The following is a 25,747-nucleotide window of genomic DNA, read 5'->3' as shown; positions in this document are numbered from 1 at the left end:
AGACCACAATCGCCAGTTCTCCTAACCTCAAAAAACCAAAAAAGTCAAATTAACTGCCAGACCGATTAAGTCATGTACCTGGAGGTCTGGATAGATCAAACGAAAAAGGGAGAAGTCATTAAAAGGCTAAGAGAGATTTGCGATGAAGTGCATGAAGTATTCTATGACTACGACGTCATAGTTCGAGTATCGGGGATTGGAGAGGAGGGCTTACTCGAAATAGAAGGTGTGAAGAGGGTTAGGAGGCATTACAACTGCTGAGTGGATCAACTACACCTGACAACACTCCTTAGAACTTCAAAACTGCTTTCGAGGTCTTTGGAATCGGCAAAAACTTTACTGCCTCTTTTTCCCTTCCAGAATATTTCCAGTAAAACATATTTTGGTCTTGTCTTCTCTCTCAAAAGCCAGCTAAGAAATTGGAGGTTAAAATCACCGCTACCAAGCGGAAGATGGTCTTGAATGGGGTTGAAGCTGACATCGTGGACATGTGTGACCAAGATTCTATCTCCATACCTCTCCACGAACCCTATCAGCGAATCCCTGTAGTCCCTTCCCCACCACGTCTCCTCGACTGCGAAATGCCCCAAGTCAAGAGTGAGCTTTATGTCTCCTCTGATAAATTCCTCAGTGAAAAAGCGATCATTCTCTAAGCAAACTTCGAATCCTGACTCTTTTCCAAACTCCACCGCAAATCTGCATGCTTCTTCAACATTTCTTACCGCCTTGTTACGAATCTCCGGAAAAAGGAAGGTGGGTGTGAAGTGAAGGGCATGGAAGTTGAAGTAGAGGGTCTCAAACTTTGCAGCGAAGCTTAAGCACCTTTCAAGCACTTTCATTGATGCTCTGAATATTTCGTCCCTCGGACATGCCAGCAGAATGTCAAGCGGAGCATGAAATGCTGGCTGAATTCCAAAATCCCGCACAGCCTTTTCAAGCTCGTCACCCTCATCTGGAAAGGGATAATCAAGGCTAATCTCAAAGTAGTCGAACCCGATCTCCAAAAGTTCTCTAAATTTTTTTGAAAAAGGACGGTGGCCATACCAAAGGGATGAGCCTATTTTTAAGTTCTTCATAAACCATACGTTGAATGAATCTTTTTATAACTTCCGTCAAATGTGATGTATGGAAGTGCTGACCGAGATGAAGATGAATGAAATTACTTTAAAACTTGCGCAGGGTGACATTACCCGCTATCCAGCAAAGGCGATTGTCAATGCAGCCAACAAGAGGCTTGAACATGGCGGTGGGGTTGCTTACGCAATTGCAAAAGCCTGTGCAGGAGATGCGGGTAAGTACACAGAAATCAGCAAGAAGGCAATGAGGGAGCAATTCGGAAGGGATTACATAGACCACGGAGAGGTTGTTGTCACGCCAGCCATGAACTTGGAGGAGAGGGGAATAAAATACGTCTTTCACACAGTTGGGCCAATATGCAGTGGAAAATGGGACGAAGGGTTGAAAGAGAAACTCTTCAAGGCATTTCTCGGTCCGCTAAGGAAGGCAGAAGAGATGAAAATAGACTCAATAGCCTTCCCGGCTGTAAGTGCAGGTATATATGGCTGTGAGCTGGAGAAGGTTGTTGAAACGTTTCTTGAGGCTGTAAAGAGCTTTGAAGGCTCGTTTGTGAAAGAGATAGCACTTGTAATCTATGACAGGGAGTCCGCTGAAAGGGCTTTAGCGGTTTTCAAAAGCTTTGTATAAATTTTATTTTTAAAAAGATGGAATCTGCATGCTCCGATGCCCGGTGAAAAGTCTGTCATTCTTTCAAGACTTGCTTTTCCAGTTCAGAGACTTCCATCCAATACTCCCTCCCTCATAGCTACCGGCGTAAATTTCCTCTCGAGAATCGTAAAGCTTAGATCAATCAAAATAGCTATTATTATGGCTGGAACAGCTCCCATCAGTATCTTTTCGGTGTTAAAGCTTGCCAGACCTTCGTAAACAAACCTTCCAAGTCCCCCGGAACCAATTATTGCAGTCAGAATCGCTATCAAGTTTGCCAGTATGGTAGCAAATTTTAAACCAGCAAACATCGCTGGAAGGGCGTGGGAAAATCTCACATATCTCAGAATTTCAACCTCTGTCAGTCCGATTCCTCTCGCAGCATCAATCAACCCTCTATCAACCTCGGACAGCTCTACATAGGTGTTCTTAACAACAGGAAGAAGAGTCCTCAGGAAAATGGCGAATATCGCTGGTGTGAAGCCTATGCCAAGAAGGGGGACGACCATAGCTACAACTGCAAAGCTCGGTATAGCCTGAACGAGGTTGGCAAAGCCAATGACAAGGGAAGCAGCTCTTTCACTCCTCATCGCCAGTATCGCCAGCGGAATCCCGATAATAATACTAAGAAACAGAGACGTGTATGTTAAAATCAAATGCTCTCCCACAGCCACCATTAACCTGTCAGTGACCATGGTATCTCCTCCTGAGATGTTCTTCAACCAGAGAAGCAAGTTTGTCAAAGATTATGGCAAGAACCCCAACCCACAAACCTGAAACTGATATTATTTCAACGCTGTAGAGGTGAATGCCCGTCTGAAGAGGCGCTCCCAGTCCACCTGCAGCAACCAAACCGCCAAGAGTTACCACGCCCATTGTGAAGACAACAGCAATTCTCACTCCGGCGGCAATTAAGGGCAGTGCAAGTGGGAAGCGAACTCTCAACAAAATTTCCCACCCACTCAAACCGATAGCCTGAGCAATTTCTATGTGTTCTCTGCTCACCGAAGTTAAACCGACATACGTGTTTCTCGTTATTGGAAGAATTGAATACAGGACGCTTGCAGCTATTGTGGGCTTCTCTCCCAGACCGAGAATCGGAAGAAAGAGGACGAGTAGGGCGAGGGTGGGTATGGTCTCGATGACATTAAGAACATTAAATACGATCTCCGCCAGCGTTCTTGCCTTGTAAAGCAGCAAACCGATCGCCACTCCGATAAAAATAGCAAGTAAAACCGAGATACCAAACATTGCTAAATGCTCAAGCGTTCTCTGGGTTAAGTTCTGACTTTCTCACACTTCGAAGACGTTCATAGCAATCTCGTGAGAATCTCGTTTGACAGCAAAACACCAACAGGTCTTCCTTCATCAACAACGACTCCTGAAAACTCCTTTCTTTCCTTCATCTCCATTAACGCCGCTTCCAAAGAATCTGAGGGTGAGAAGGTAATTGGCTCTTTTACCACTTCACCGACACTTTCTGCTTTGATCAAATTTCTCAACTCAACTATTCCCGAAAAGCTTCCGTTGGTGATCAGAACAGCATACTCAATATTTCTGATTTCCATAAACTCAAGAATTTTTCTTATCCTCGACTCCTCCACCAACCTCGACTGTGTAGTTTTCCGCAGGTAACATCACGTCTTTAACCTTAAGAGTGTCGAGGTGCTTGAATTTCCGATCAGAACCAACGAGCTTCACCACAAACCTGTCTGCAGGATTTAAAACAAGCTCCTCCAGATATCCGATCTGAAGAAGCTTTCCGTCCTTCATTATTCCTATTCTGTCACCAAGCTTGAAAGCCTCCTCGATGTCATGAGTTACGAAAACAATCGTCCTGCCAAGAACTCCTTTAATCTTCAGAAATTCCTCCTGAAGCTGTTTCCTGAGTATTGGGTCGAGGGCACCAAAGGGCTCGTCCATAAGCAATAGCGGAGGGTTTAAGGCGATAGCTCTTGCTAAACCAACTCTCTATTGCTGTCCACCACTTAGCTGGTGTGGAAATCTGTCAGAAAATTCGTGAGGTAAAGAAACGAGTTCCATAAGTTCCTTAACTCTTTCCGCAACCCTCTCGTTACTCCACCCTTCCAGTCTCATGAGTAGTTCTATATTTTCTTTAACGCTCAGATGTGGAAAAAGCCCGATCTGCTGTATAACATAGCCTATATTCCTTCGAAGCTTCACGATGTCGAACTCTCTGACATTTCTGCCGTTTATGTAAACCTCCCCACTGTCTGGTTCAACGAGGCGGTTGATCATTCTGAGTAGTGTAGTCTTCCCGCTACCACTGGGTCCTATGAGGACTAAAAGCTCTCCACCATAAACTTCAAGGCTAACTGCATCAACTGCAGTAAGATTGCCGTATACCTTTGTAACCTCCTTCAGCTCAACCTTCTCTATTCTGCTACACAGCATTCTGAATCGACTTCAATCCTTTATCAACCCCTTCTCGACCAGAAACTCCTCTGCAATCTCTCTTGCTTCTCTCTTCTCGACATCATACTTGTAATTCAAAGCTCTCATGGTATCGGTGTCTATAAGCCCTTCAAGCTTCTTCAGCACCTCCACGACTTCAGGATGTTTGTCTGCGAACCCCTTCTTTAAAAGGATAACCGCATCGTAGGGAGGCAAGGCACCTTTGTCATCCTCCAGAATTTTGAGTCCGAATAGGTCAACTCTGGCATCTGTCGTGTAGGCAGAGATTACATCCACCTGATCGTTCTTTATAGCCTCGCAAATCAGTGTGGGTTCCATCTGCTTAACAGCACCGAAGGTAAAGCCGTAAACTTCTTTTATTCTCGGCAAGCCATCGGGTCGAGTAGCAAATTCAGGGTCTGTGCCGAGGGTCATTTCAGCAGCATGAGGGGCAAGCTCGCTCAGCTTCTCTATCCCCTTCATATCAGCAAAATTCTTCTTCACTGCTATAGCATAATCATCCCTGAACCGAGCTTTGCAACGGTTGAAATTCCATCTCTATTTAACATCTCCTCTACGCTCCTCTCGTAAACGTAATCCGGGGCCCAGACATCAGGAGGTTCGATTTTGAGAATATTGTTATAAGCTGTGCCAGTGTACTCCACATAAACGTGAATCTGCCCCTTTTTCAATGCCTCATAGTTGATAAGCGTCCCTCCCAAACCCTCTTTCACGTCAGCTTTGTATCCGTTTTCCTCAAGAAGGAGAGCAATCATGTGTGCGAGGATGTATTGCTCGTTGAAGGGCTTTGATCCAATCACAATAACTCCCACTTCTTCTTCGCTTTGAGTGCAACCAAGAACAAAGGCTGCAAGAAGAGCCAGTGCGTTTCATTTTTAATCACCAAAGTTTTTTAGGTAAACTCACAGATAAAACTTTCTCTGCAAAAGCTTAAATAACTAAAAAACATGTTAAAACATGGAAGATTTAACGCAAAAATGGTGGATTTATCCCGGATTTGATCTGGAACTTGTTGCTACGGGTCTCAAACTTCCGGTAAACATTGCCTTCACAAGTGGTGAAAGAAGGGGCAACAAGCCATTCTTTTACGTTACCGAGCTTTACGGGAGTGTTAAAGTCGTGACCGGAAGTGGGGAGGTTCATACCTATGCTGATAATCTTCTGAATTACGAACCCACCTACGAGTTTCCGGGGAGTGGAGAGTCAGGAGTAACAGGAATTTGTGTAGACCCTGAATCCAAAGACCTATTTCTCACGATGCTTTACAGAAACGGAGAAGAGTGGAAGACCAAGGTTGTTAGAGCCAAATCAAAGAGAGGGGGTATGGAACTGAAGGAGCTTGTTACAGTAATTGACGACATTCCTGCGACAAACTGGGCTCATCACGCCCACTCCCCAACCATTGGCTTTGATGACAAGCTGTATTTCACAACAGGGGATGGTGGAGTGTGGGAGAAGGTTCAGGATGACTGCGACTTAAGGGGGAAGGTGATAAGACTTACCAAAGATGGCAAAATACCTTGGGATAATCCTGATCCAGATTCTCTGGTTTACGCCAAGGGGTTTAGGAATCCGTTTGGTGCAACTTGGAGAAAGAGTGATCAGAATTTGTATGTCGCAGATAACGGGTCTGACTATGGTGACAGGATTGTGAGGGTAAAGCCCTACGAAAACTACGGATGGCCGGGTGATGTGAGGAAGAATGCGATTTTCTGGTGGCACTACACACAAGCTCCAACAAATCTCGCCTTCATGCAGAACGATGCTTTTCCCCCGCAATTCTATGATCACCTCTTCGTTGCACTGTTTGGAGAGGCTTACAGGGAGGGTATGGGGGAGAAGGGAAAGAGGATAGTCAAACTTGTTCTGAATGATGAGGCGAGCGCTGTAGAGTCCTACAACGATTTCGTCATCTACCAGGGGGAGCAGCAAGCCCATGTGGTCTTGCCTTTGGTCCAGATGGGCTTTACTTCACCGACCTGCACGGAGAAAAGGGAGTCGGAAGTGTTTTTAGAGTAGAGGCAAATCCTGAGAAGTTCAGAGAGTTTCAGGAAAAGGATGACACCTATGCCAAGAGATGGGGGAAGTGGGGGGACAGATAGGAGAAGGTATAGATTCCCGAAAGGAATGCGCCCCTCCACTCTGGAAGAAAGGAGGAAGTTCTACGAAAGGGAGTTTAACCTTAAAGCCGTTGAAAATTGGCTGAAATGGAGAGACATAGCCAACACAGCCTTTGCCGTGATAGTTGGCAGACATTCCGATATATACCCGCCTGAATACAGGGACATAAAGAGGAAGGCTGTGTTAATTGACGAGCACAAAGGGTTGGGAGATGTGCTTGAGTATATTCTCCAGTATTTACCAGAAGGTGTTTACTACGACCGCAACCTTTACTCCGACCTCAGTTTCTGCGTCAAAAAAGGCTGTGACTACAAAAACTGCTGGGAATGTGAGAACTTTCTCGGTCAGGAGCTTGCCTTTAACATTGATCCTGAAAACGTGAAGTGTCCATACCATGGCAGCGTTGAGGACAAAATGAAGAGGGGAGAGGGACTGAGCTTCTGCATGTTGGAGTTCAAAAAGGTTAGAAAGTTTACGTTGGAACTTTACGAGGAGCTAAAAGCAGAGTTCAGAGAGGTTCGGATAGTTTTCTCAGGCCGGGGGTTCCACTTGCATGTCCTTGACAAGAAGGCGATAAAGTTAAGCAAGGAGGAGAGAGGAGAAATCGCAAAGGCTTATTCCAGCTATGCCATAGATGAATGGGTTACGAACGGTGAAATGAGACTGATAAGACTCCCTTACTCTCTCAACGGTCTCGTCTCCAGAATTTGCCTGCCTCTGAGGATTAAAGATGTCGCAAAATTCGATCCGCGCAAACAGGCTATTCCTTCTTTTCTGCCTTTGTCTCTTCACCGTAATAGTAGAGCTTCTTCTTTTCAGCTCTGACCTCTTCCTCTTCGTAGTAGTATTCTTCTTTCTTCTTTCCCCTCTCCTCCTCTTCAGTCATACCAATACATTAATCTAAAATAATTTAAAAAATTTGGGTTAATCCTTGAGCATGCTGATGAATTCTTTCATTAAAGCTGGAAGGTCTGGCCAAGCTCTGCTGGTGACAAGTTTTCCATCCTTCACTACCTCAGCATCCTCATAACTCGCTTCGCACTCAACCACATCAGGCTTTACTGCAACGTAACACGTGACTTTTCTCCCTTTCAGCAGTCCGTAGGCTGTGAGAATTTGCGGCCCATGGCATATGGCCGCGACAGGTTTGTTCGCTTCAAAAAAGTGTTTGACAATCTTCTCAAGTTCGGGATAGTTCCTTATGTATTCTGGTGCTCTACCACCGGGGATAAACAACCCGTCGTATTCCTTAGGGTCAACTTCTGCAAAACTCTTGTCAACCCATCGGAAAAGGTATCCCGGCTTCTCAGTGTAGGTCTCCCACCCCTCTTCAAAGTCGTGAACCACCGTATGGAGCTCCTTTTTCGTTGGCGCTGCTACGTGAACCTCAAATCCCTCCTCCTTAAGTCTGTAGTAGGGGTAAAATATCTCCAGTGCCTCAACCGCATCGCCTCCGACTATAAGAACTTTCTTCATGTTTAATATTTTGCTTTGGAACTACTTCAAAAATTTCGATTAAATCTCTAAGTCTAAGCTTTACGATCCTCTCTCCATCATAAAACCCTACGATTTCGTTTGAATACTCAATCACATCCGAAACATCCTCACCCAACATTTTCAACGCCCATACAGCGTAAGCCCTAAACTCTCCGCTTTTAATCTCCTCCAGCTTCTCCCTCAGTTTATTTACTGGGTCAGGGTATGCATTTCTGACAATTTCAGCAGTTCTACCAATGCCATAAGCAACGTACTTTCTCTCAACCTCCCAATCATCAAGAAGTGAGATGTATTTGCTTTTGAAGTTCTCGAAAACCTCCGGATTGTTCCTGCCTATCTCAGCAATTCCGAGAGGGGCGCCAATACAGTAACCACCGCTTTCGTCGTTGAGATGCCAGAAGAGCCTTAATATGAAATTCCTCGCACTTTTTCCCTTGCAAACCTTTCCAAGGGCTTCAGCAGCTTTAAACCTAACAATTTCCTGAGGATGGTATAAAAAAGTGATGATTTTTGAGGGTTTCAGAAATTCAAAGCCTTTCATTTGTCCTCAAAGTATACAGTTGCAGTTCTTGGAGTTTTGCCCTTCTTAATTAGGTGGTAGTCGGCGTAAGTTAAAACTTCTGCATCTTTCACAAGCTCAGTATTAACAACCTCACCGATAAAGAGTGTGTGGGTTCCTACGTCACATTCCTTCACAACCTTTGCCTCCATTACCGCTACCGCATGTTCTGTAACTAATGGCACACCCGTTTTGCCAGTTTTATATTCAACACCTTCAAATTTGTCGAACTCGCTGCTCTTCCTGAACCCGAACCTGCCGATGAATTGCATCGGTGTGTCGAGTTCGAGGACGCTTATACCGAAAACTCCACTCTCCTTAACGAAACTGTGTGTTGTGTTTTCCTTGTTCAGGCATGCAGCGATTTGCACAGGCTCACTCGTCACCTGAAACACGCTGTTGGCGACCTGTCCGCACTTCTTACCGTTGCTGGCAGAAGTGACAATGTAAAGTCCGTAGCTGATTTTGTACAATGCGGAGACGTCCATAATACCACCAAAAAATTAAAGGGAGAGCAAGTCCTGAGCGACGTAATAGGCTTTTGGATGTCCACAGCTCGGACATTCTTCAGGTGGTTCTGTGCCGTAATGGACATAACCACACTCAAGACAGACCCAGGCAATCTCCTTGTCCCTCTTGAAAAACGTTCCTTTCTCTACTTCTTCCAGAAGTCTACGATATCTCCCCTCATGATGCTCCTCAGCTTTGGCAATTGCCCTGAGCCTCGCAGCAATCTCCACATGCCCCTCTTTTTCTGCTACTTCAGCAAACTGGGGATACATTTCAGTGTTCTCATAATGCTCTCCTGCTATTGCTGTTTTTAGGTTATCAACGACACTGCCCAACACTAAAGGAGCTTCGGCCTCTACCTTTATTGCTTCGTTGTCCCCTCTCAGTTTCTGAATGAATTCGAACAGTGTTTCTGCATGCTCTCTCTCATTTTCGGCAGTCTCTAAAAACACCCGCTGAATGAAAACGTATCCCTCCTCCTTCGCCAGCTTGGCGTAGAAGGTGTAGCGGTTTCTCGCCATACTCTCCCCGATAAAGGCTTTTACCAAATTCTCAAGGGTTTCCGACATACAAACACCTCCTTTTTGTTATCCAACCTGCCAAAGACCGTGAATATTGCAATAACTCCTCGCCGATACTTTTTCAGCTTCAACATTAAACTCCGCTTTGGGTTCATCTCCCGGTTTGAGCTGCTTTCTGTAAACAAACCCATCTGCTAAAAGCTCAATCCACTCAATATAGTGTTGCTCTTCCATCGGATGTAGAATACTTCCAACCTTAACCAAGACCTTACCATCGGATTTCTCAATCACTGGTAAATGCTTCTCCTTCCCCTCTTCAGCCTCCTTAACATTCATCAACCGCATGGGCTGACCGCAGCAAACGAGCTGCCCCCTCCCCGCATGTACGACCTCCACAACATTCCCACAAACCATGCATTTATACACCTGCAAAACCTCCGTCATCTAATCACCACCCAACTTCATTGTGTTTGATCCTCCTGCTCTGGCACGAATCTCCGAGCACCAAGTTCTGTGTCAAGCATCAGCAATCCTCTACCATCGTCACCTATCAATCTCAACTTGTCCACTATCTCGCTCGCGTTCGCTTCCTCCTCAACCTGCTCCGCTACAAACCACTGAAGCATGTTGTATGTCGCATAATCCTTCTCGCTCATCGCCAGCTCAACCAGTTCGTGAATCCTCTTTGTAACATTTACCTCGTGCTCGTAGGTGTGCTCAAAGGCCGTTAATGGTGATTCCCATTCAGATGGCGGTTCCTCGATTGCGTAGAGTTTCACTCTACCTCCTCTCTCCACAACATAATCGTAAAGTCTCATCGCATGCGTCAATTCTTCCTGCCACTGCACCCGCATCCAGTTGGCAAAACCTTTCAGTCCTATGGAGTCAAAATAAGCAGCCATTGATAGATATAGGTATGCAGAGTAAATTTCTGCATTTATCTGTTCATTCAACGCCTCAACCATCTTTTCACTTATTGATGCCATACCAACACCTCCCTATTGTAAATAATTAAACCTTTTGATAGTCTAATCTCGTTACTTCCAGAGTTTCTCTCAATTGTGTTTATCATCTTCTTTGCTGCATTTCCGATCTCTATCAGCCTTCCAGCTTTTTCTATCACTCTTACAACATTGTCGTTTATAGTAAAAACAATCACCTCCTTTGTTGATACTGAACTTCAAAATATTTTAACTTTTCTATTCGGAAATCGAACTTTTTTGTTTGAGATGGCTTCATCTCCTTGTGCCAATAGTACAATGCAGTCCTGACTCTCTAGATTTGGAAACAAACCGGATTTGCCATAACCAAAACATCAGTTGAGAAAATATAAGCAAAGGTGTTATAATGTTCGACGGCAATCTAAAAGTCATGTCGGGGGCGCAACTCGAACTGAGAGGGCCCGGACCGGGATTCGAACCCGGCTCCTGGGATCCACAGTCCCAGAGGATAACCACTACCCCATCCGGGCCATTTAAAGGTAGAGCTATCGCCCTACATTCTGGGTTGGTGTCTGGATATAAATCTCTTTTTCCAAAAACTTTATCCCATCTAATCGAATAATAAATTATGGGGAAGATTTCAAAGGAAATGGAGAGGGATGTAGTCAGAATTTTACAGGATATGGTGTCTATCCCAACTGTCGTGCCTCCTGGGGAAAACTATAGAGAATTTGTAGAATACGTTGACGAAATTCTGAAGAATTTAGGAATGAAAACTCAAATTATCAGCGTTCCCAAAAAAGAATTGAAGACACACATACCAGATATGGCTTCCTACCCGAGATATATTCTGCTTGCAAAAATGGGAAAAGGTAGACCAATTTTACACTTCAACGGACATTATGATGTTGTACCGGCAGGTGAAGGCTGGAAATTCGACGCGTTTAAGGGGTTTGTGAAGAATGGTGTGGTATATGGTCGCGGCACATCAGATATGAAGGGAGGAATTGCATCAATAATTGCTGCATTGATGGCTATTGGAGAGTCGAACATGGAGATGAAAGGCACCCTTGAGCTCTCTTTAACACCCGATGAGGAAATAGGTGGGATGTGTGGTGTGAGATATATGCTTGGTATGGTCGAAAAGCCTGATTGGGCGGTAGTCGCAGAACCATCAGATTGCAGTAATGTTTGGGTAGGTCATAAAGGAGCTATCTGGGGGGAGATTAAAGTGATGGGAAGAGCAGCACATGCCAGCACACCAGAACTTGGTGTAAACGCTGTTGAAGAATGCGTAAGGATTGCAGGCAGACTTATGGAGCTTGGACAAAAAGTAAAGGAGAGAAAAACAAGATATGAATGTTCTGTAAAAAATGCTACGCTGACAATTACAAAAATAAAAGGAGGTATAAAAGTTAATGTGGTTCCGGACAGTGCAGTACTGAATTTTGATCGTAGAATTTTGCCTGAAGAAAGTATGGGGGACGCAAAAGATGAGATTGAGAGTGTAGTAGGTGATGCAGATTTTAACATTATGTTTTCTGTAGCTCCGTGTATAAACGATAAATCTGAGTTAGCGTCTCAAATCGCCTCAATTGCTGGTAGAGAAGGAATAAGTGTGAGAAAAGCAATTTCAAGTGGATTTATGGATACAAGATTTTTCATTGAAGCTGGAGTTGATACAATTGCGTTTGGGCCAGGTAAAATCTCTCTCGCCCACACACCGAACGAATATGTAGTTGTAGAAGATATATTAACCGCAGGAAAGATATTTGCCAGTCTGATTAGCAATCTGCTTGGACGAGATTAAGGTAGGTGGTGGGTGGGGCTTGTGAGTAGCAGTTGCAAAAAACATCCAATTTGGCACACGCCGGGGGTGGGATTCGAACCCACGCGGGCAACGCCCAACGGCTTAGCAGGCCGTCGCCTTACCGCTCGGCAACCCCGGCTCAAAGCTAATTCTTCCCAATGCAATTTAAGAATTTTGGTTGTGATGGAAAGAATCAATGCTGAGTAACCTTTAAATTAAAACTAAAGCAATTTTTTAGGGGGTGGGTAAAATGGCAGAAAAGGTTAGAGATAGAGAACATCACGAAAGGCTCTTCAAAGCATCAATGAGTCCGATAAGAAGGAAGATCGTTGCCGCAATAGGTGTTCAAGGCAAGACAAGAGAAGAGATTAAGAATGAGCTTGAATTAAGTGATTTTCAACTCAAGTTCAACCTCGACTGGTTGCTGAGAGAGGGATTTGTAAAAGAGGAAGATGGAAAACTAAAGCTCACAGATGATGGAATAGAGCTCCTTGAGGCTGGTTAAGTCACTATTTCTTTAATTCTACCCGTTTCCACCGCTTTCTTTATCTCCATCATCGTAAGGTCGAGAGGGTCCTCTATTCTAACCCCATGCTTGAGACTGAGATTTCTCATCTCTGGAGACGTCGGGCCGATTGCTGGGTCTCCGGGAACTCTGAAAGAAACATCAAAGATTACAAATTCAAGTTTTGTTTCGTCCTCATACGAGTATGCCATGGCTCCTTGCAATCCAAACATTCCTATAATACCCGGTGGAAGTTCCCTCTCGCAGGCTCTCAGAAATTTCTCGCACGCCTCGTAAACCTCCTGCTGTTTACTCTCCCTCATGGTTACACCGAAATGACCGATTTCCTCATTCTTTACCGGAACATTTATCTTGAGCTGATCTTTTGCTGGTAAATTCAGAAATCCCTGCAAGTTGACCTGCCTTCTGTCGCTAAAGCCAACAAAATCGAAATCTCCGAAAATATCTTTCAGAGCATAGCTATGGAAGTTAGCATTAAACCTCGCACCCAGCACGTATTCTTCGATCCTTGCCTTCTTTAACCCTTCCTCGTTAATAACTCCTGCCTTCAGCAATTCTTCCGCCTGTCTGTAGTAGTCTTCGGGAGAGTTGGCGTAGAAAAATGCTCTTTCGAGCGGGTTTTTTGCTTGCTGCACCTTTACAACAACAAGTCTGTCTATCTCCTCGGGTGATTCGAACTCCTTAGGATACCTCAAACCAGCCTTTTCAAGCAAATAATACTGGTTTCTCTCGTAGTTCCTCTCTTCAGCTCTCAGCATGTATCTATTTCCATAAATCGGAACTTCAAAGACGTTCTCGATTCCATCATACCCAACGTATACAGCGAAACTTCTGTTGGGGATAAAGATCGTATTGAGTTCTACAAGTCTCTCCTGAACCTCTTTATCCAGCATATCCCGGAAATTGTCGAGCATAATCACCTCATCGTAAAGATGCCTGTTGTACTTGGTGTAAAGCTTATCCCTGCCCTTCTGGACAACAACAACTGTCCTGAAACCCCACGCCTTGGCAGCCATTCCAACCTCCTTTGCGGAATGTGAACCAAAAATGCCAATGGTCACATCCTCGTAGTTTTCAGCGATTTTTTGAGGGTTCATGTATCAGGTTCATCTGCACTTTAAAAATTTGTAGTTCCGCAATCTTTAAAACCTCAGTATGTTAATTAAATTAAGGGCTCGTAGCTCAGCGGGAGAGCGCCGCCTTCGCGAGGCGGAGGCCGCGGGTTCAAATCCCGCCGAGTCCATTTTTAATTTTGCAAAAATATCAGAACGGGACAGGAATACAAGGGGCACAAAATTTAAATTTGAGAAAAAACCACTCCCATAATATGGCGGTCAAGATAATAAGGTGCCCCTCATGCGGGGAGGAGATTGAGATAACTGATCTTTACGAGGGGGTTGAAATTCAATGCAGCCTCTGCAACTCTGTTATGGTCTATCAAGAAGGTCGTCTGCTTCTCCTTGATACTAATGAAGAATACGAACTTGATGAGCTTGAGCGTTACGAAGAAGAGGAAGAAATAGACGAATACGACGAGTTTGAAGACGAAGAATACTACTACGAAGACGAATATTGATTAAAGATTATTTGTTTTCTTATATACTGAGCAGGAATTTCTTTTGCCAGCGCTATAAGTTCGTTAGCTTTAACAATCTTTATTCCATCCTCTCTTGCCTTCTTTGCATCCACTTCGAGAACGATTGGACTGTCTGTCCTCAAACTCGCAACCTCTTTGCTCTTCTCAATTGTTGTGGAGAGATGGACGAATTTTTGATTGACTGGTTTGATTCCAATTTCCATCATCCTCTGAGCTTCCTCCTCGCTTGTTCCATAATATAAAACATCCTCTGTTGCTTCCGGCATATCATCAAGTTCTACATCAATGCTGTGACCGTATCTCGCCCTAATCTTATCACCTTTTAGCTCATATCTCTTCTTTTCGTCACTGTAAACCAGCGCCTTGATAATCCAGATATTCGCCCATTTGTACCTCTTCCTAACAACTCTGGCGAGAGACTCCAGATTGACCCACCCGTTCTTATCTACACTAAGTCCAAATTTCTCCGGAAAATGCCTCAAAATCCCAGAAACAAATCTTCCAAGCTTCTCCACCCTCTCTTTGTTCAGAATGAGTTCTCCTTTTTCCCCGCATTTGCATCTCTCGCCTCTGTAGAATCCATGCTCGGGACAGAACCTTATTTCCTCCATTTTTTCACCACCTTAAGAGCGAGCAACATTGCTATCGCCCCTATTGCAGTGCAGGTTTCCAGACTTATTCCCTGACGGGTTATGTCGAGGTGGTACCTTGCAGATTTTAAGATGTCTGGTGGCAACCCTCTCCTTCCGAGACCTATTAAAAATGTTGCTGAATTTAGGCTGGGCAAACTTTCAATGTCCAAGCTCTTCTTAGGGTCTGGCTTTGAAGTTGTAGCGATGCTAACGCCGAAATGAGCTGGAATTTTGTCTATCAGGTGGAGCTTTCCCTCCTCACTGAGCTTAAGCAGATACTCCCCGCTATTTCCAATTGTCGTGTAATTTGCAACATCTTTCGCCAAATCATCTGCCCTTTTCCAGAAGGGGAAGTCGAGCAAGGCGAGATGGATGTTGAAAGCATAACACAGCGGAGCCGCTCTCGCAACACTTCGCAGGTGTATCTCATGGAGCTTTAACTTATCGTAGGTATTAACCAAACAGATAACGATCATTTTCTCAGTTTTACTTTTTTGCCTGAAATTCTTATTATTCCAGCCTTTTCAAGCGATTTTAGCATGAGATCAAAGATTTCTTCAGCATCAACATATACTTCAGCATCTAATCCTTCAGATTCCTCAATAACCCCCAATGCATAGTTCTTAAGCTCCTCAACGTCGTTAGTCTCCTCTAAACCTGCTATTAGATTCACAAGCACCCTTGATAAAGCATCAACAACAGCACCCTCAACACCCTCCACTGTGACATTATTTCTGACTACGCTGAGGATATCCACATTTACATCCCACGCTGGTGAGAAATCGAGGTAGTAAACTTTCTCACTTCCCACCACCTCATCATCGAGTTCGATCACAATTTCGGGGTCATCTGGAAGAGAACCTTCTACAAAATCGTTAACCTCTATCCCGTTTACCCTTAAGAAACCGTAAACAGAGGACATCAGGAAAGACAGCTTAAAAGCAGCTTCCACACCATTCAGAAATACCTCCTCGGAAATCTCCTCATCCCTAATTTTCTCAGCCAGCCTGTATTCTTCCGGAAATGCCCTTTTAAGGAACTCCTTTTCAAAGGTTTCAACATCAATTTTTTCTTTCAACAAGTCTCTGATGATTTCTGTGTATCTCTTCCACTCCTGAACCTCCTCATATTCCTCAAGTTCGCTTAGCTTACCCCTGAGTATGTATTTCTCCTCCAAATCCCAATCCGTGTGTTCTTTAATTTCAACTCTCGCTCCAGCATTTCTCAGCTTCGATGCCATTTCCATAGCCATTTCCTTCTCTGGATAACTGCCAACTCTAAGCCACATAACCTCAATCTGCATTTGGTGTTTATACGTTATTCGGAAAAAGATTCGGAAAAAGTGATATACATTGAAGCACCTCAATCTCGCATGTTCAAATTGTCGGAAAGAATGGAGAGGATACCACCATACCTTTTTGCTGAAATTGATGCAATGAAGAACAGGAAGATTCAGGAAGGTGTAGAGGTTATAGATTTTGGTGTCGGCGATCCGGACCTGCCAACTCCAGAACACATAGTTGAAGCAATGAAGTTGGCGGTTGAAAGGGTTGAGAGGCAGAAATATCCCAGTTACGAGGGGATGCTGAAATTCAGAGAGAGTGTAGCGAATTTCTACAGAAGGCGTAAGGGTGTTAAGCTCGATCCTGAGAATGAGGTGGTAGCTCTCATTGGCTCCAAAGAGGGGATTGCACATTTACCTCTGGCTTTCGTCAACAGAGGTGATATTGTCCTCGTTCCCGAACCAGGTTATCCTGTCTACTTTGCTTCAACACTTTTAGCGGACGGTAAGCCTTACGAAATATCTCTTAAAGAAGAAAACAACTTTCTTCCCGATCTGGAATCAATTCCCGATGAGATTGCGAGTAGAGCGAAGATTATGTTCCTCAATTATCCCAACAATCCAACCGCCGCGATAGCGGATAAAGAGTTCATAAAGGAGGTAATTGATTTCTGCATTGACAGAAAAATTATTCTTGCCCATGATGCAGCCTATAGCGAAATTACCTTTGATGGCTATCGTGCTCCGAGCTTTCTGGAGTTTGACAATGCCTTTGAAGTTACGATTGAATTTAATTCGTTGTCTAAGACCTACAACATGACAGGATGGAGGATCGGGTTTGCATGCGGCAATCCAGATATCCTATCAGGGTTGCTGAAGGTTAAAACGAATGTTGACAGCGGTGTTTTTGAGGCCATTCAGGAGGCTGCTATTGCAGCAATGGATGGTCCAGATGAAGTGATCGAGAGAAACTGCGAGATATACAGGAAGAGAAGGGATTTGCTGGTTGAAGGTTTGAATGATGTGGGATTTGATGTGAAAAAGCCTCTTGCTACCTTCTACGTTTGGGCTAAAGTTAACGGCAACAGCATCGAATTCGTGAAGAAACTGCTGGATGCAGCAGGAATAGTGGCAACGCCCGGTGTTGGATTTGGCAAGTCAGGAGAGGGTTACGTTAGATTTGCCCTTACGAGAGATGAGAACACTATAAAGGAGGCTATCAACAGGCTTAAAGATTTTAAATTCTAATTTTCATATACAATCAACCTTTTTTTATGTGAAAAACTTTAAATTTCTAAAGATGTTTCATGAGTAAAATGTTGAAAAGGACACAAATAAGAACTAAAGAGGCATTATTGCTGGACAAAGGTGGAAATATCTTAGAAATTAATTCTAATTTTACGAAAAAACTTGGTTTTGAGCGAGAAGATTTGCTCGGTGAGAATGTATTTAATCTCGTCGCAGAGGGATTTAAACCCTTTGCGGAGAAGGCTTTAAAGATTGGTGGAGAATTTACAGTAGTTGGAAGAGATGGTAGATTTCACAGACTAAAGGCTGTTGTTGAGGATCAGCGGATTTTAGTTTACGATCTTTCTGAAATCCCCGAACTTATAAGGAAAAGTTACTCGGGTGTCTGGGATTTCCACTATGGACTGCTGTTTGTGGATGAGAGGAGAAGGATAGTTCTGGCAAATGAGACGTTTTATCATGCAACCGGTCTCGATAAAGAAATCGAGGGAAAAAGGCTCGATGACATCTTCGATGTGAAGATATTTGAGGAGCTTTTGGCTGAGGGGGAGGTTGACTTCTCAATAGAGATTGGTGGTAAAGTTATTGGGGTGAGAGCAAAGGTAAGAGAGGTTGAGATTTGTGGTGAGAAGATTTACGAGATACTTCTGAGAACGACAGATGAGGAGAGACTAAGGAACCTGAGAAAAACCTTTGATGATGTTGAGTATCCTGTCCTGACCTTCATCTCAGGAAGGCTCTACTACTCGAATATAGCTGCGGATAAAACTTTTTTGAGTGCTGAAAGCATTTATCGTTTAGTCTCTGAAAAATCTGCTGGAAGGATTGAGGTTGAAACACCTGACGGGAAAAAAGAGTTTTTGTTCATCAAAATACCCGGTATGGAGGAAATATACATTTTCTTCGATTTGAGTGAACAGAATGAGCTTTTGCGGAGGCTTGAAGAGGAGCTAAGAAACTACAAGATTACTTTCGAAAGTTCAGTTGATGCAATTATTGTAACAGACGTCTCAGGTAAAATACTTCTTGCAAATTCTGCTGTAAAGTTTCATGGTTACACTCCAGAAGACCTCGTGGGAAGAAACGCCTTCGAGTTTATCCTTCCCGATCATGCTGAAAAGGTCAGGAGGAGTATTGAGAATGGGTTGAGTGATGGAATAGAGTTCAAAAGACTGGAAATCCAGATAAAGGATAGAAATGGAAAACCAAGATGGGTGGAGGTTACTGGTTCGCCAATAGTTAAGGAGAGGGGAGATATTAGTGGTGCTGTGGTTATCTTAAGAGATATCACAGCTAAAAAAGAGCTTGAGAGAAAGGTGCAGGAGAGTGAAGAGCTTTACAGAACTTTGGCAGAAAATTCTCAGGCTGGAATTTTTGTTCTTCAAGACGGCAAAATTGTGTACATGAACAGAGCTTCCGAGGAGTATATTGGGTATTCGAGGGAAGAGTTGACAGGGACAGATGCATACTATAACCTCTTCGAGGAAAACGTCAGAGATAGGATAGACAAGATCATAAAGAAAGTTTTGGAGGGCAATTCTGAAACCATATTTACTCGGTATATAACAAAGAGCGGAGAGAGGAGGTATGCCAATCTCCTTCTTGTTCGGATAAATTTCAGAGGAAAGCCTGCAATTCTTGGAAACTTCATAGATGTTACCAACATGGTCAAAGCAAAGAAGAGGCTGAGAGAGAGGGAAGAACTTTACAGAACTTTGGCTGAAAACTCCCATACTGGCATATTTATAATACAGGATGACAAAATCGTCTACAGCAATGAGAGGCTGAGAGAAATGTTTGGCTACACTGTTGAAGAAATCAATCAGCTCGATCACCCATATATGGTAGTTCACCCGGATTATCGAGATTTAGCAATTTCGAGATACAGGGCAAGGGAGAGGGGTGAAAAAGTCCCTGAAAGCTACGAAGTTAAAGCGATAACAAAGAGCGGCGAGGAAAAGTGGGTTAGAGTCCTTGCAAGTCAGATAAAATATAAGGGAAAACCCGCAGTCATTGTTAACATCGCAGATGTTACCGATTTAAAGGAAAATGAAGAAATGCTGAAAAGAGTAAATACTCTGCTGAGAGTGACCGGTGAGCTTAGCAGGTCCATTATACATGAAAGAACAGAATTTAGGATATTTAGCAATCTCAGAACTCATCTTGAAAAAGCCGGGATAAAGGTTGCTGCATTTCTCAATGAAGGTGGTCTTATTCCAATAAGCATTTCTCAGGGACTGGATGAAGAGAGATGTGGAAAAATCGCCAACGAGTATTTGAATTCGGCGGAGGTTGTAAGGTTGAGGGAGGGTGGTGGTGAAGCCATCATTATACCCTTTGCTGATCTCGAAAAAACCTACGGGATTGCAATCCTATTTTCAGAGAGAGTTCTCACGGATGAAGAGGTAGGCATACTCTCAACGATAAGTAGAGATGTTGTGTTCTCGATTAAGTCTCTCAAAATTGAGAGGGAAAAGGAGGCAGCACTTAGAATAATAGTAGAGAATCTAAATCAGTTCGAATACCTTGCAGACAAGCTCAGAAATCCACTTGCGATAATCAAAGGGTACATAGAGGTCAAAGACGATTTCAATTTTGAAGATTTTGCTAAAAAAGTTGAAGAACAGGCAAATCGGATCGAGGGAATTCTCGATGAATTGAGAGCAAGAGAGATTGCAACTTACGAGATCAAGAAAATTTTGGATAGGGAAAAGTAACAATTTTTTAAATCTCAGGAAAGCTGAGGATATGGAACTCTACAATACGATGAGCCGTAGGCTTGAGCGGCTGGAAGATATCATTGAAGGAGACGAGATAAGGATGTACGTTTGCGGTATAACTGCCTATGATTACTCCCACATCGGTCACGCGAGAAGTGCTGTTATCTTCGATACTTTAAGGCGTTTTCTGGAGCATATAGGATACAGGGTCATCTACGTTCAGAACTTTACTGACGTGGATGACAAAATAATAAGGAGGGCTGTGGAGGAAGGAAAAACGCAGAGAGAGATTGCAGAGAAGTTCATTAAAGAGTATTTTGAGGACATGGAGTGCCTTAATGTTAGGAAAGCTACGTATCACCCCAAGGTGACCGAACATATAGACGATATTATCGAATTTGTGCAGAAACTTGTAGAGAAGGGCTATGCATACATTGTTGATGGAGATGTCTATTTTCATGTTCCGGCCTTCGAACACTACGGAGAGCTCTCAAGGCAGACCTTAGAGGAGTTGAACAAACACAGAATTGAACCTGATGAAAGGAAGAAGGACGTAAAGGACTTTGCCTTGTGGAAAGCTGCAAAGGAGGAAGATTTCAAGGCTAAATCATACTTTCACTCACCTTGGGGTGAGGGTAGACCAGGATGGCATATAGAGTGCAGTGTAATGTCTGCCAAGTATCTCGGTGTTCCCTTCGACATTCATGGAGGTGGGAGGGACTTGATTTTTCCACATCACGAAAATGAGAGGGCTCAGAGTTACGCCCTTTTCGGCGTTGAGCCAGTTAAAATATGGGTTCACAATGACTTTGTTAGGATTAAGGGAGAAAAGATGAGCAAGAGCCTCGGAAATATAGTAAGAATAAGGGATGTCCTTCAGAAGTACGAAGGTGAAGTTCTCAGATATTTCCTGCTAACAGCTCACTATCGCAGCCCCCTCGACTACAGTGAAGAGGCCATCGAAAGGGCAAAGAAGGCTTATGAATATCTCAGAACTACCCTCCTAAATGTGGATATGGAAATAGCATATCTCAAGACCTTTGGTGACAGGGAATCAGAAAATCTTGAGTATGAGGAATACATCACGGAGTTCATGAATGCCATGAAGCATGACCTGAACACTCCTAAGGCTCTGGCAATTCTTCACAGCTTTGCAGGCTATGTCAACAAGGTAATCTTCAATGCTTCACTTGAACAGCTTGAGAGGACGTTTGATTCCTTCAAAACCCTATGTTCACTTCTTGGGCTCTTCGAAAAATGGGGGAGGATTCCAGTATTGACAGCAGAGGAAGCGAAGATGATTAAGGAGAGAGAGAAGGCGAGAAAGGAGAGAAGATTTGATGTGGCAGATTCAATTCGAAACGAATTTGCTAAAAAGGGCTTGCAGCTAATAGATACACCTAAGGGGACGAGGTGGAGGCTGAGATGAACCGACTTGGGCACATTGGATTTACCCTTCTTGTGCTATCTCCATTCATGTCCAGGCTCGGGATTCATTTTGTTCTTTTTGCAGCAGCCTTTGCCATTTTACCCGACATTGACATCCTTCTCCGAGTGAAACACAGAGAGTACACTCACAACATCACATTTGCGGTAGTGGCAACAATAGCAGCATTTTTCCTTTTCAGGATGGCGAGAGTTAAAGAAATTTTGGCTCTCTCCGCTTTTGTTGCTGTCGTAATTCACATCGTTGCCGACTCATTCACAATGCAGAAATTTCCGCCATTTTTCCCGTTCTCAAAGAAAAGAGTTGCTTTCAGGGTTTTCAAAAGTAATAATCCAGTGATAAATGCATCATCCTTCATACTTGGATCTTTATCCTTTGTTTACTTTGCTTCAGGTGGTGGATATGTTGGGTTGTAGTGTTTTTACGCTGGATGTCGGCTCTGGAACACAGGACTTCATGCTTTTTGCTGAAAAAAACATCAGAAATTGCCCAAAGGCCATTCTACCATCTCCAACGAAACTCATAGCAAGGAGAATCGAGAGAGTAGATAGGGATATTTATCTGCATGGTTACACGATGGGAGGTGGGGCGATAACTTGGGCGGTCAGGAGACATCTTGAGAGGTATAGAGTTTATGCAGATGAAAGAGCTGCATTGACGTTCTCGGACGACCTTGAGAAAGTAAGAGAAATGGGTGTTATAATAGGAGAGCCTGATGGTGATGTGGTGAGCATTGAGACGAAGGATGTGGACATGCCATTCTTTGCAGATTTCATATCAAAAATGGGTTACGAGATGCCGGAAAAGTATGTCATAGCAGTTCAGGATCACGGCTTCTCACCGAAGATAAGCAACAGGATTTTCAGATTCAGAATGTTTGAAAGACTGATAAAGAAGAGTCCTGCAGTTGAGAGCTTTCTGTTTCACTCATCGAAGATTCCCGCGGAGTTCAACCGAATGAGGGATGCTGCGAGAAGTGTTCTGGACTACATAGAAGGTGATGTTTACGTCATTGATACGGTTTTCGCAGCGATAGCCGGATGCGCGATTTCAGCGAGAGAGTTTCCGGCACTGCTCGTAAACTTTGGAAATTCGCATCTCACGGCAGCTGTTGTAAATAGGGATTTGGAAATTAGAGCTTTACTTGAGCATCACACTCCAGTGCTGAAAAGGAGAGGAGAGAACATTGAGGGACTACTTGAGAGATTCGTGGAGGGCAAGATAGACAACGAATACATTTTGAAGGATGGAGGGCATGGATGTTACATCGAAGAGGTTCTGGATGTGAGAGACTCTGTTTGCACAGGACCGAATGCGAAGATGGCGAACATAAGGGAGGCTGATGGAGACCCGATGACTGTCGGTAATCTTGGAATGCTATTCCTCTTGGAAAGAAGAAACGATTTCTGATTTTATCTTTTTGAACACCTCTAAGTTTGGATTCTTCTTGTATTCAACCATCAGTTCTCTATCCACGTCAATTCCCCTTCTCCTTAAATACACGCAGAACTGCGTGAGGTTTGATGGTCTATCCTTAAATCTGCCCCTCTCAAAATCTATGAAGTAAACTCTATCAGAGGTGATTATATGTTTGTCCGGATGGTTCATCTCCTGCTTCTCTATTCCGAGCATGTCCAAAATGAGGCAGTTCTTCAGACACTGCTCAACCACATCCCGATCGAAGTGTTCTGCTATCGTCACACCTTCAACCCTCTGCATGACTATTTTTAAATTACGCACATCTACAGCGTAAATTTTGGGCACAAACTTGAACGGCTGAAGGAGGGTGAGAAACTTCACCTCCTTCAGGAAGTTATACACGAATTTGTCCTCAAACACCTTTATTGCATACTTCTCGACGAGATAAACCTCTGAATGTTTACCTTTTACCTTTTGTAAGTCTGACGATTCTTGAAACTCTTTCTGCATCTACTCTCCCGCCCCTTTTAATATAACTACCAACAATAACTCCGTCGCAGTGCCTGATCACCTTCTCAACATTCTCGGCATTCACACCACTGCCTGCGAGAACAGGCATTTCTGCTTCTTTTTTAACAAACCTTAGGTCTTCGATGCTCACCTCTCTCCCTGTTGCCTCACCGGTCACAATCAGAGCATCAGCCAAAGCTCTCTCTGCATTCAGGCAGTAGTCCCCAAGTCTGGCGAAGTGAACAGCGTGCTTTACCATAATGTCGGCAAAGATCATAGCCTTGCAGTCAATTTGCCTTTTGTATCTCATGATTTTACCAGTATTACCCTCCAGCAAACCCTCAGGGGAAATTGAGGTAAAGAAGAGCTGATTGACCCTAATAAAATCAGCATTCACAGCCTTTGCGATGGCAAGAGAAGCTATCGCGTCGTTTCTCAGAACATTGATGCCGAGACCGATTGAGGTCTCCCTTTTTACTTCAGACGCAACTACCGTCATGCATGCTACGACCTCTTTTCCGACTTCCTTTAAAAAGGGTCTGTCACCGTAATTCTCTATAATTAGAGCATCTGCTCCACCATCCTCTATTGCTTTAGCATCCTGAACAGCCCTGTCCACTACTTCCTCAAAGTTCACGTATTCTGGAGACCCCGGAAGGGGCAAAAGGTGAACGACCCCTATTACGACCTTCTCCATACTGCCTCATCTCCATACTTTATTTCAACAACTCTGTGGTGAGGAATTGCAGCACCGGATTTCAGGTAAAGGAACATGTGTCCAATTTCCTCAATGTCATCTCCGCTTATCTCTGAAAAACCCTTCGGCCTGTCAATGTAAACAACTCTTACAAGCGAAAAATCAAAATCGGGATGCCACTTGAACTTGTTAAGCAAATCTCTTATACTATATTTCCTCATCTTTTGCGATTTCAATAAGCTGCCCCTTCAGATTGAGTCTGAGAGACCTCTTAGCAATTGCCCTTAGAAACAGCGGATCGAGGTTTAGGTCTTTTGTTATGTATGGGACAGAAGTCCTTCCTGATTTGATTTCCTCTTCGATTCTCTTAACGTACTCCTCTACCTCATCATCGCTCATGAAGATGACTTCGAGAACCTTGTTGAGGTCTTTGAGAGAGATATAGAAGTTCGCACTTACGTGGGTATAGCTGACATGGTATTCTTTTTCGGGCTTTCCACCCGGATCAGAAGGCATTCTCCACTTTGCCTCAAGCATTCCAGCATTCTTTAGAATCCTCAGTGCCTCCTCATAACCCTCACCGAACATCTCTTCCAGCTCACTAACCGTATACCAACTCTCAAGTAGTGAAGAGTAAACTTTTCTGTAAGTTTCGGTTGAAAGCAAGTGGAATATGGGTATCAGCTCTACCACATCATTGATCAGCTTTGCTCTCTTGACCATCTCTTCATTCTTAACCTCACATCAATTATATTTTTCTGTCTCTGATTTTATCTAAACCAATCAATCGTGAATATTTCTTTGCTAATTTGACTATGTCGCCAATAACAATCAGAGCGGGACTCTTAAAGTCGAATTCGACTTCTGTCAGGCTTTTAACAGTTGAAAAGGTAACTCTTTGGTCTTTAAAACTTCCTCTCTCTATCACAGCAACCTCTGTTTCTGGATTTATACCCGATTTAATTAGATTTAAGGCAACCTCCTTTGCCGTACACCCGCCCATCAAAACAATCATGGTTCCGGACCCAATCAACTCGTTCAATCTAACAGTGTCTCTACCACTGACAACCAGAAACCCAAAACCAGCTTCGGGATGCGTTAAGGGGATGTTGGAGCTAACAGGAGCAGCGTTTACAGAACTAACGCCGGGGACAACTTCAAAGGGGATGTTGTTATTAAAAAGAAACTCCATTTCTTCGGCAAGTCTTCCAAAAACTCCCGGATCGCCGCCCTTTAGCCTGACAACAACCTTCCCTTCTGTAGCGTATTTTTTCATCAGCCTGTTGATCTCTTGCTGCCTCTTCTCCCCTCTTTCTCCCCTCTCTTTTCCTACGTATATGACCTCCTTGCCCTTCAAACTCCTGAGGAATTCTTCAATCTCTTCTCCAACTAAGCGGTCATAAAGAATTACGTCAGCTTCATTCAAAATTCTATAAGCCTTAAGGGTGAGCAATTCAAAATTTCCCGGTCCAGCACCGACTATGTAAACCTTTCCACTCACGAAGTTAAATTTGCAGAAGGTTAAAAAACTTCTCGACAGATTATTAAT

General features: G+C 43.7%; 36 protein-coding genes and 3 tRNA genes. 13 read left to right on the top strand and 26 right to left on the bottom strand.

All coding sequences use genetic code 11. The features are described 5' to 3' along the window. Positions 1-72: 72 nt before the first annotated feature. Positions 73-261 carry a hypothetical protein gene (locus tag BP688_RS07340; RefSeq protein ID WP_290596276.1) on the top strand — a complete coding sequence of 63 codons (189 nt, stop codon included), beginning with the start codon at positions 73-75 and terminating at the stop codon, positions 259-261. Positions 262-266: 5 nt separating this feature from the next. Here the strand turns inward: BP688_RS07340 and BP688_RS07335 are convergent, their stop codons facing one another. After that, positions 267-1,076, bottom strand: coding sequence for a sugar phosphate isomerase/epimerase family protein (locus BP688_RS07335; protein ID WP_290596277.1), 810 nt, complete (start codon positions 1,074-1,076; stop codon positions 267-269). A gap of 49 nt (positions 1,077-1,125) precedes the next feature. Between BP688_RS07335 and BP688_RS07330 the strand changes: the two genes are divergently transcribed. Then, positions 1,126-1,704 carry a [protein ADP-ribosylglutamate] hydrolase gene (locus tag BP688_RS07330; RefSeq protein ID WP_290596278.1) on the top strand — a complete coding sequence of 193 codons (579 nt, stop codon included), beginning with the start codon at positions 1,126-1,128 and terminating at the stop codon, positions 1,702-1,704. A gap of 83 nt (positions 1,705-1,787) precedes the next feature. On the opposite strand, the gene BP688_RS07325 is transcribed toward BP688_RS07330, so the two are convergent. Genes BP688_RS07325 through BP688_RS07295 form a run of 7 tightly spaced genes read right to left on the bottom strand, consistent with a single transcriptional unit; the run spans position 1,788 to position 4,961 of the window. Beyond that, a complete protein-coding gene (locus tag BP688_RS07325) occupies positions 1,788-2,420 on the bottom strand; it encodes an ABC transporter permease (protein ID WP_290596279.1) in 633 nt (210 codons plus the stop codon). Continuing rightward, on the bottom strand, positions 2,410-2,976 hold the full coding sequence (locus BP688_RS07320; RefSeq protein WP_290623630.1) for an ABC transporter permease: 567 nt from the start codon (positions 2,974-2,976) through the stop codon (positions 2,410-2,412). Before BP688_RS07320 ends, BP688_RS07325 begins: the two co-directional genes overlap by 11 nt. A 59-nt stretch (positions 2,977-3,035) precedes the next feature. Further along, a complete protein-coding gene (locus BP688_RS07315; RefSeq protein ID WP_290596281.1) occupies positions 3,036-3,329 on the bottom strand; it encodes a CBS domain-containing protein in 294 nt (97 codons plus the stop codon). Beyond that, entirely contained in the window at positions 3,298-3,648 is a 351-nt protein-coding gene (locus BP688_RS07310; protein ID WP_290596282.1) for an ATP-binding cassette domain-containing protein, read from the bottom strand. The genes BP688_RS07315 and BP688_RS07310 overlap by 32 nt, the downstream gene beginning before the upstream one ends. A gap of 48 nt (positions 3,649-3,696) precedes the next feature. Further along, a complete protein-coding gene (locus BP688_RS07305) occupies positions 3,697-4,140 on the bottom strand; it encodes an ATP-binding cassette domain-containing protein (protein ID WP_290596283.1) in 444 nt (147 codons plus the stop codon). A gap of 12 nt (positions 4,141-4,152) precedes the next feature. Beyond that, a complete protein-coding gene (locus BP688_RS07300) occupies positions 4,153-4,644 on the bottom strand; it encodes a glycine betaine ABC transporter substrate-binding protein (RefSeq protein WP_290596284.1) in 492 nt (163 codons plus the stop codon). Positions 4,645-4,646: 2 nt separating this feature from the next. Then, positions 4,647-4,961, bottom strand: coding sequence for a glycine betaine ABC transporter substrate-binding protein (locus tag BP688_RS07295; protein ID WP_290596285.1), 315 nt, complete (start codon positions 4,959-4,961; stop codon positions 4,647-4,649). A gap of 157 nt (positions 4,962-5,118) precedes the next feature. Here BP688_RS07295 and BP688_RS07290 point away from each other — a divergent pair, with 157 nt between their 5' ends. Together BP688_RS07290 and BP688_RS07285 are read left to right on the top strand one after the other, a co-directional pair. Then, a complete protein-coding gene (locus BP688_RS07290; RefSeq protein WP_290596286.1) occupies positions 5,119-6,180 on the top strand; it encodes a PQQ-dependent sugar dehydrogenase in 1,062 nt (353 codons plus the stop codon). 48 nt (positions 6,181-6,228) lie between these two features. Then, the gene (locus BP688_RS07285) at positions 6,229-7,107 is read left to right on the top strand and encodes a DNA primase small subunit domain-containing protein (RefSeq protein ID WP_290596287.1); all 879 of its coding nucleotides are present in this window, start codon (positions 6,229-6,231) and stop codon (positions 7,105-7,107) included. Between the two features lie 99 nt (positions 7,108-7,206). Here BP688_RS07285 and BP688_RS07280 read toward each other — a convergent pair whose 3' ends face one another. The 8 genes from BP688_RS07280 to BP688_RS07245 form a co-directional block, all read right to left on the bottom strand. Further along, complete coding sequence (locus BP688_RS07280; protein WP_290596288.1) at positions 7,207-7,758, bottom strand: DJ-1/PfpI family protein; 552 nt, start codon at positions 7,756-7,758, stop codon at positions 7,207-7,209. Further along, entirely contained in the window at positions 7,721-8,320 is a 600-nt protein-coding gene (locus BP688_RS07275; protein ID WP_290596289.1) for a DVU0298 family protein, read from the bottom strand. The genes BP688_RS07280 and BP688_RS07275 overlap by 38 nt, the downstream gene beginning before the upstream one ends. After that, positions 8,317-8,826 (bottom strand): flavin reductase family protein, encoded by a 510-nt coding sequence (locus tag BP688_RS07270; protein ID WP_290623628.1) that lies wholly within the window; start codon positions 8,824-8,826, stop codon positions 8,317-8,319. Before BP688_RS07270 ends, BP688_RS07275 begins: the two co-directional genes overlap by 4 nt. A 15-nt stretch (positions 8,827-8,841) precedes the next feature. Beyond that, positions 8,842-9,417 carry a rubrerythrin gene (gene rbr, locus BP688_RS07265; protein ID WP_290596291.1) on the bottom strand — a complete coding sequence of 192 codons (576 nt, stop codon included), beginning with the start codon at positions 9,415-9,417 and terminating at the stop codon, positions 8,842-8,844. Positions 9,418-9,435: 18 nt separating this feature from the next. Then, positions 9,436-9,813 (bottom strand): desulfoferrodoxin, encoded by a 378-nt coding sequence (locus BP688_RS07260; protein ID WP_290596292.1) that lies wholly within the window; start codon positions 9,811-9,813, stop codon positions 9,436-9,438. Between the two features lie 17 nt (positions 9,814-9,830). Further along, positions 9,831-10,355 (bottom strand): ferritin, encoded by a 525-nt coding sequence (locus BP688_RS07255; protein ID WP_290596293.1) that lies wholly within the window; start codon positions 10,353-10,355, stop codon positions 9,831-9,833. Next, positions 10,343-10,528, bottom strand: a complete 186-nt coding sequence (locus tag BP688_RS07250; RefSeq protein ID WP_290596294.1) for a hypothetical protein — start codon at positions 10,526-10,528, stop codon at positions 10,343-10,345. Before BP688_RS07250 ends, BP688_RS07255 begins: the two co-directional genes overlap by 13 nt. A gap of 240 nt (positions 10,529-10,768) precedes the next feature. Further along, positions 10,769-10,840, bottom strand: a tRNA-His gene (locus BP688_RS07245). Between the two features lie 98 nt (positions 10,841-10,938). On the opposite strand from BP688_RS07245, the gene BP688_RS07240 reads away from it, so the two are divergent. Next, positions 10,939-12,120, top strand: coding sequence for a M20 family metallopeptidase (locus BP688_RS07240; protein WP_290596295.1), 1,182 nt, complete (start codon positions 10,939-10,941; stop codon positions 12,118-12,120). Positions 12,121-12,178: 58 nt separating this feature from the next. Here BP688_RS07240 and BP688_RS07235 read toward each other — a convergent pair. Then, a tRNA-Ser gene (locus BP688_RS07235) sits at positions 12,179-12,259 on the bottom strand. Between the two features lie 111 nt (positions 12,260-12,370). Between BP688_RS07235 and BP688_RS07230 the strand changes: the two genes are divergently transcribed. Further along, entirely contained in the window at positions 12,371-12,625 is a 255-nt protein-coding gene (locus tag BP688_RS07230; RefSeq protein ID WP_290596296.1) for a helix-turn-helix domain-containing protein, read from the top strand. Here BP688_RS07230 and BP688_RS07225 read toward each other — a convergent pair. After that, on the bottom strand, positions 12,622-13,743 hold the full coding sequence (locus tag BP688_RS07225; RefSeq protein WP_290596297.1) for a formate--phosphoribosylaminoimidazolecarboxamide ligase family protein: 1,122 nt from the start codon (positions 13,741-13,743) through the stop codon (positions 12,622-12,624). The two genes, BP688_RS07230 and BP688_RS07225, sit on opposite strands and share 4 nt — an antisense overlap. Before the next feature lie 74 nt (positions 13,744-13,817). Between BP688_RS07225 and BP688_RS07220 the strand changes: the two genes are divergently transcribed. Further along, positions 13,818-13,889, top strand: a tRNA-Ala gene (locus BP688_RS07220). Between the two features lie 84 nt (positions 13,890-13,973). Then, positions 13,974-14,222 carry a hypothetical protein gene (locus BP688_RS07215; RefSeq protein WP_290596298.1) on the top strand — a complete coding sequence of 83 codons (249 nt, stop codon included), beginning with the start codon at positions 13,974-13,976 and terminating at the stop codon, positions 14,220-14,222. On the opposite strand, the gene BP688_RS07210 is transcribed toward BP688_RS07215, so the two are convergent. Genes BP688_RS07210 through BP688_RS07200 form a run of 3 tightly spaced genes read right to left on the bottom strand, consistent with a single transcriptional unit; the run spans position 14,204 to position 16,178 of the window. Then, positions 14,204-14,854 (bottom strand): RNA 2'-phosphotransferase, encoded by a 651-nt coding sequence (locus BP688_RS07210; RefSeq protein WP_290596299.1) that lies wholly within the window; start codon positions 14,852-14,854, stop codon positions 14,204-14,206. The genes BP688_RS07215 and BP688_RS07210 overlap by 19 nt on opposite strands. Then, on the bottom strand, positions 14,842-15,351 hold the full coding sequence (locus tag BP688_RS07205; protein WP_290596300.1) for a DUF531 family protein: 510 nt from the start codon (positions 15,349-15,351) through the stop codon (positions 14,842-14,844). Before BP688_RS07205 ends, BP688_RS07210 begins: the two co-directional genes overlap by 13 nt. Beyond that, positions 15,348-16,178, bottom strand: a complete 831-nt coding sequence (locus BP688_RS07200; RefSeq protein ID WP_290623626.1) for a hypothetical protein — start codon at positions 16,176-16,178, stop codon at positions 15,348-15,350. Before BP688_RS07200 ends, BP688_RS07205 begins: the two co-directional genes overlap by 4 nt. Positions 16,179-16,247: 69 nt before the next feature. Here BP688_RS07200 and BP688_RS07195 point away from each other — a divergent pair, with 69 nt between their 5' ends. From BP688_RS07195 to BP688_RS07175, 5 genes are all read left to right on the top strand, one after another. Next, complete coding sequence (locus tag BP688_RS07195; RefSeq protein WP_290596301.1) at positions 16,248-17,405, top strand: LL-diaminopimelate aminotransferase; 1,158 nt, start codon at positions 16,248-16,250, stop codon at positions 17,403-17,405. A gap of 68 nt (positions 17,406-17,473) precedes the next feature. Then, entirely contained in the window at positions 17,474-20,122 is a 2,649-nt protein-coding gene (locus BP688_RS07190; RefSeq protein WP_290623625.1) for a PAS domain S-box protein, read from the top strand. 31 nt (positions 20,123-20,153) lie between these two features. Continuing rightward, on the top strand, positions 20,154-21,554 hold the full coding sequence (cysS, locus tag BP688_RS07185; RefSeq protein ID WP_290596303.1) for a cysteine--tRNA ligase: 1,401 nt from the start codon (positions 20,154-20,156) through the stop codon (positions 21,552-21,554). Further along, positions 21,539-21,988, top strand: coding sequence for a metal-dependent hydrolase (locus BP688_RS07180; protein ID WP_290596304.1), 450 nt, complete (start codon positions 21,539-21,541; stop codon positions 21,986-21,988). Before cysS ends, BP688_RS07180 begins: the two co-directional genes overlap by 16 nt. Then, positions 21,975-22,982 (top strand): DUF1786 family protein, encoded by a 1,008-nt coding sequence (locus tag BP688_RS07175; protein WP_290596305.1) that lies wholly within the window; start codon positions 21,975-21,977, stop codon positions 22,980-22,982. Before BP688_RS07180 ends, BP688_RS07175 begins: the two co-directional genes overlap by 14 nt. Here the strand turns inward: BP688_RS07175 and BP688_RS07170 are convergent. From BP688_RS07170 to cobA, 5 genes are read right to left on the bottom strand one after another with little or no spacing between them, the layout of a single operon-like run. Further along, entirely contained in the window at positions 22,950-23,501 is a 552-nt protein-coding gene (locus tag BP688_RS07170) for a hypothetical protein (RefSeq protein ID WP_290623624.1), read from the bottom strand. The two genes, BP688_RS07175 and BP688_RS07170, sit on opposite strands and share 33 nt — an antisense overlap. After that, on the bottom strand, positions 23,452-24,198 hold the full coding sequence (locus BP688_RS07165; RefSeq protein ID WP_290596306.1) for a BtpA/SgcQ family protein: 747 nt from the start codon (positions 24,196-24,198) through the stop codon (positions 23,452-23,454). The genes BP688_RS07170 and BP688_RS07165 overlap by 50 nt, the downstream gene beginning before the upstream one ends. Continuing rightward, positions 24,183-24,419: a DUF504 domain-containing protein gene (locus BP688_RS07160; RefSeq protein WP_290623622.1), complete on the bottom strand. Its 237-nt coding sequence runs from the start codon at positions 24,417-24,419 to the stop codon at positions 24,183-24,185. Before BP688_RS07160 ends, BP688_RS07165 begins: the two co-directional genes overlap by 16 nt. Further along, positions 24,406-24,921 (bottom strand): ArsR family transcriptional regulator, encoded by a 516-nt coding sequence (locus tag BP688_RS07155; RefSeq protein WP_290596308.1) that lies wholly within the window; start codon positions 24,919-24,921, stop codon positions 24,406-24,408. Before BP688_RS07155 ends, BP688_RS07160 begins: the two co-directional genes overlap by 14 nt. A 25-nt stretch (positions 24,922-24,946) precedes the next feature. Beyond that, entirely contained in the window at positions 24,947-25,699 is a 753-nt protein-coding gene (cobA, locus tag BP688_RS07150) for a uroporphyrinogen-III C-methyltransferase (protein WP_290596309.1), read from the bottom strand. Positions 25,700-25,747: the final 48 nt, after the last annotated feature.

It is taken from the genome of Archaeoglobus sp. UBA230, assembly GCA_002507545.1.
Classification (GTDB): domain Archaea; phylum Halobacteriota; class Archaeoglobi; order Archaeoglobales; family Archaeoglobaceae; genus Archaeoglobus.
Note: the sequence above shows the minus strand (reverse complement) of the source record. Positions and strands in the feature narration are given on the sequence as shown.

Bases quoted from the DNA above. Each gene is read 5' to 3' on its own strand.
- BP688_RS07310 (WP_290596282.1), bottom strand. From the start codon at position 3,648: ATGGACGAGCCCTTTGGTGCCCTCGACCCAATACTCAGGAAACAGCTT.
- BP688_RS07285 (WP_290596287.1), top strand. From the start codon at position 6,229: ATGCCAAGAGATGGGGGAAGTGGGGGGACAGATAGGAGAAGGTATAGA.
- BP688_RS07170 (WP_290623624.1), bottom strand. From the start codon at position 23,501: ATGCAGAAAGAGTTTCAAGAATCGTCAGACTTACAAAAGGTAAAAGGT.
- BP688_RS07305 (WP_290596283.1), bottom strand. From the start codon at position 4,140: ATGCTGTGTAGCAGAATAGAGAAGGTTGAGCTGAAGGAGGTTACAAAG.
- BP688_RS07240 (WP_290596295.1), top strand. From the start codon at position 10,939: ATGGGGAAGATTTCAAAGGAAATGGAGAGGGATGTAGTCAGAATTTTA.
- BP688_RS07330 (WP_290596278.1), top strand. From the start codon at position 1,126: ATGGAAGTGCTGACCGAGATGAAGATGAATGAAATTACTTTAAAACTT.
- BP688_RS07160 (WP_290623622.1), bottom strand. From the start codon at position 24,419: ATGAGGAAATATAGTATAAGAGATTTGCTTAACAAGTTCAAGTGGCAT.
- BP688_RS07255 (WP_290596293.1), bottom strand. From the start codon at position 10,355: ATGGCATCAATAAGTGAAAAGATGGTTGAGGCGTTGAATGAACAGATA.
- BP688_RS07200 (WP_290623626.1), bottom strand. From the start codon at position 16,178: ATGCAGATTGAGGTTATGTGGCTTAGAGTTGGCAGTTATCCAGAGAAG.
- BP688_RS07210 (WP_290596299.1), bottom strand. From the start codon at position 14,854: ATGGAGGAAATAAGGTTCTGTCCCGAGCATGGATTCTACAGAGGCGAG.
- BP688_RS07190 (WP_290623625.1), top strand. From the start codon at position 17,474: ATGTTGAAAAGGACACAAATAAGAACTAAAGAGGCATTATTGCTGGAC.
- BP688_RS07205 (WP_290596300.1), bottom strand. From the start codon at position 15,351: ATGATCGTTATCTGTTTGGTTAATACCTACGATAAGTTAAAGCTCCAT.
- BP688_RS07340 (WP_290596276.1), top strand. From the start codon at position 73: ATGTACCTGGAGGTCTGGATAGATCAAACGAAAAAGGGAGAAGTCATT.
- cysS (WP_290596303.1), top strand. From the start codon at position 20,154: ATGGAACTCTACAATACGATGAGCCGTAGGCTTGAGCGGCTGGAAGAT.
- BP688_RS07225 (WP_290596297.1), bottom strand. From the start codon at position 13,743: ATGAACCCTCAAAAAATCGCTGAAAACTACGAGGATGTGACCATTGGC.
- BP688_RS07195 (WP_290596301.1), top strand. From the start codon at position 16,248: ATGTTCAAATTGTCGGAAAGAATGGAGAGGATACCACCATACCTTTTT.
- BP688_RS07230 (WP_290596296.1), top strand. From the start codon at position 12,371: ATGGCAGAAAAGGTTAGAGATAGAGAACATCACGAAAGGCTCTTCAAA.
- BP688_RS07280 (WP_290596288.1), bottom strand. From the start codon at position 7,758: ATGAAGAAAGTTCTTATAGTCGGAGGCGATGCGGTTGAGGCACTGGAG.
- BP688_RS07290 (WP_290596286.1), top strand. From the start codon at position 5,119: ATGGAAGATTTAACGCAAAAATGGTGGATTTATCCCGGATTTGATCTG.
- BP688_RS07175 (WP_290596305.1), top strand. From the start codon at position 21,975: ATGTTGGGTTGTAGTGTTTTTACGCTGGATGTCGGCTCTGGAACACAG.
- BP688_RS07215 (WP_290596298.1), top strand. From the start codon at position 13,974: ATGGCGGTCAAGATAATAAGGTGCCCCTCATGCGGGGAGGAGATTGAG.
- BP688_RS07270 (WP_290623628.1), bottom strand. From the start codon at position 8,826: ATGGACGTCTCCGCATTGTACAAAATCAGCTACGGACTTTACATTGTC.
- BP688_RS07325 (WP_290596279.1), bottom strand. From the start codon at position 2,420: ATGGTCACTGACAGGTTAATGGTGGCTGTGGGAGAGCATTTGATTTTA.
- BP688_RS07165 (WP_290596306.1), bottom strand. From the start codon at position 24,198: ATGGAGAAGGTCGTAATAGGGGTCGTTCACCTTTTGCCCCTTCCGGGG.
- rbr (WP_290596291.1), bottom strand. From the start codon at position 9,417: ATGTCGGAAACCCTTGAGAATTTGGTAAAAGCCTTTATCGGGGAGAGT.
- BP688_RS07320 (WP_290623630.1), bottom strand. From the start codon at position 2,976: ATGTTTGGTATCTCGGTTTTACTTGCTATTTTTATCGGAGTGGCGATC.
- BP688_RS07260 (WP_290596292.1), bottom strand. From the start codon at position 9,813: ATGACGGAGGTTTTGCAGGTGTATAAATGCATGGTTTGTGGGAATGTT.
- BP688_RS07335 (WP_290596277.1), bottom strand. From the start codon at position 1,076: ATGAAGAACTTAAAAATAGGCTCATCCCTTTGGTATGGCCACCGTCCT.
- BP688_RS07155 (WP_290596308.1), bottom strand. From the start codon at position 24,921: ATGGTCAAGAGAGCAAAGCTGATCAATGATGTGGTAGAGCTGATACCC.
- BP688_RS07275 (WP_290596289.1), bottom strand. From the start codon at position 8,320: ATGAAAGGCTTTGAATTTCTGAAACCCTCAAAAATCATCACTTTTTTA.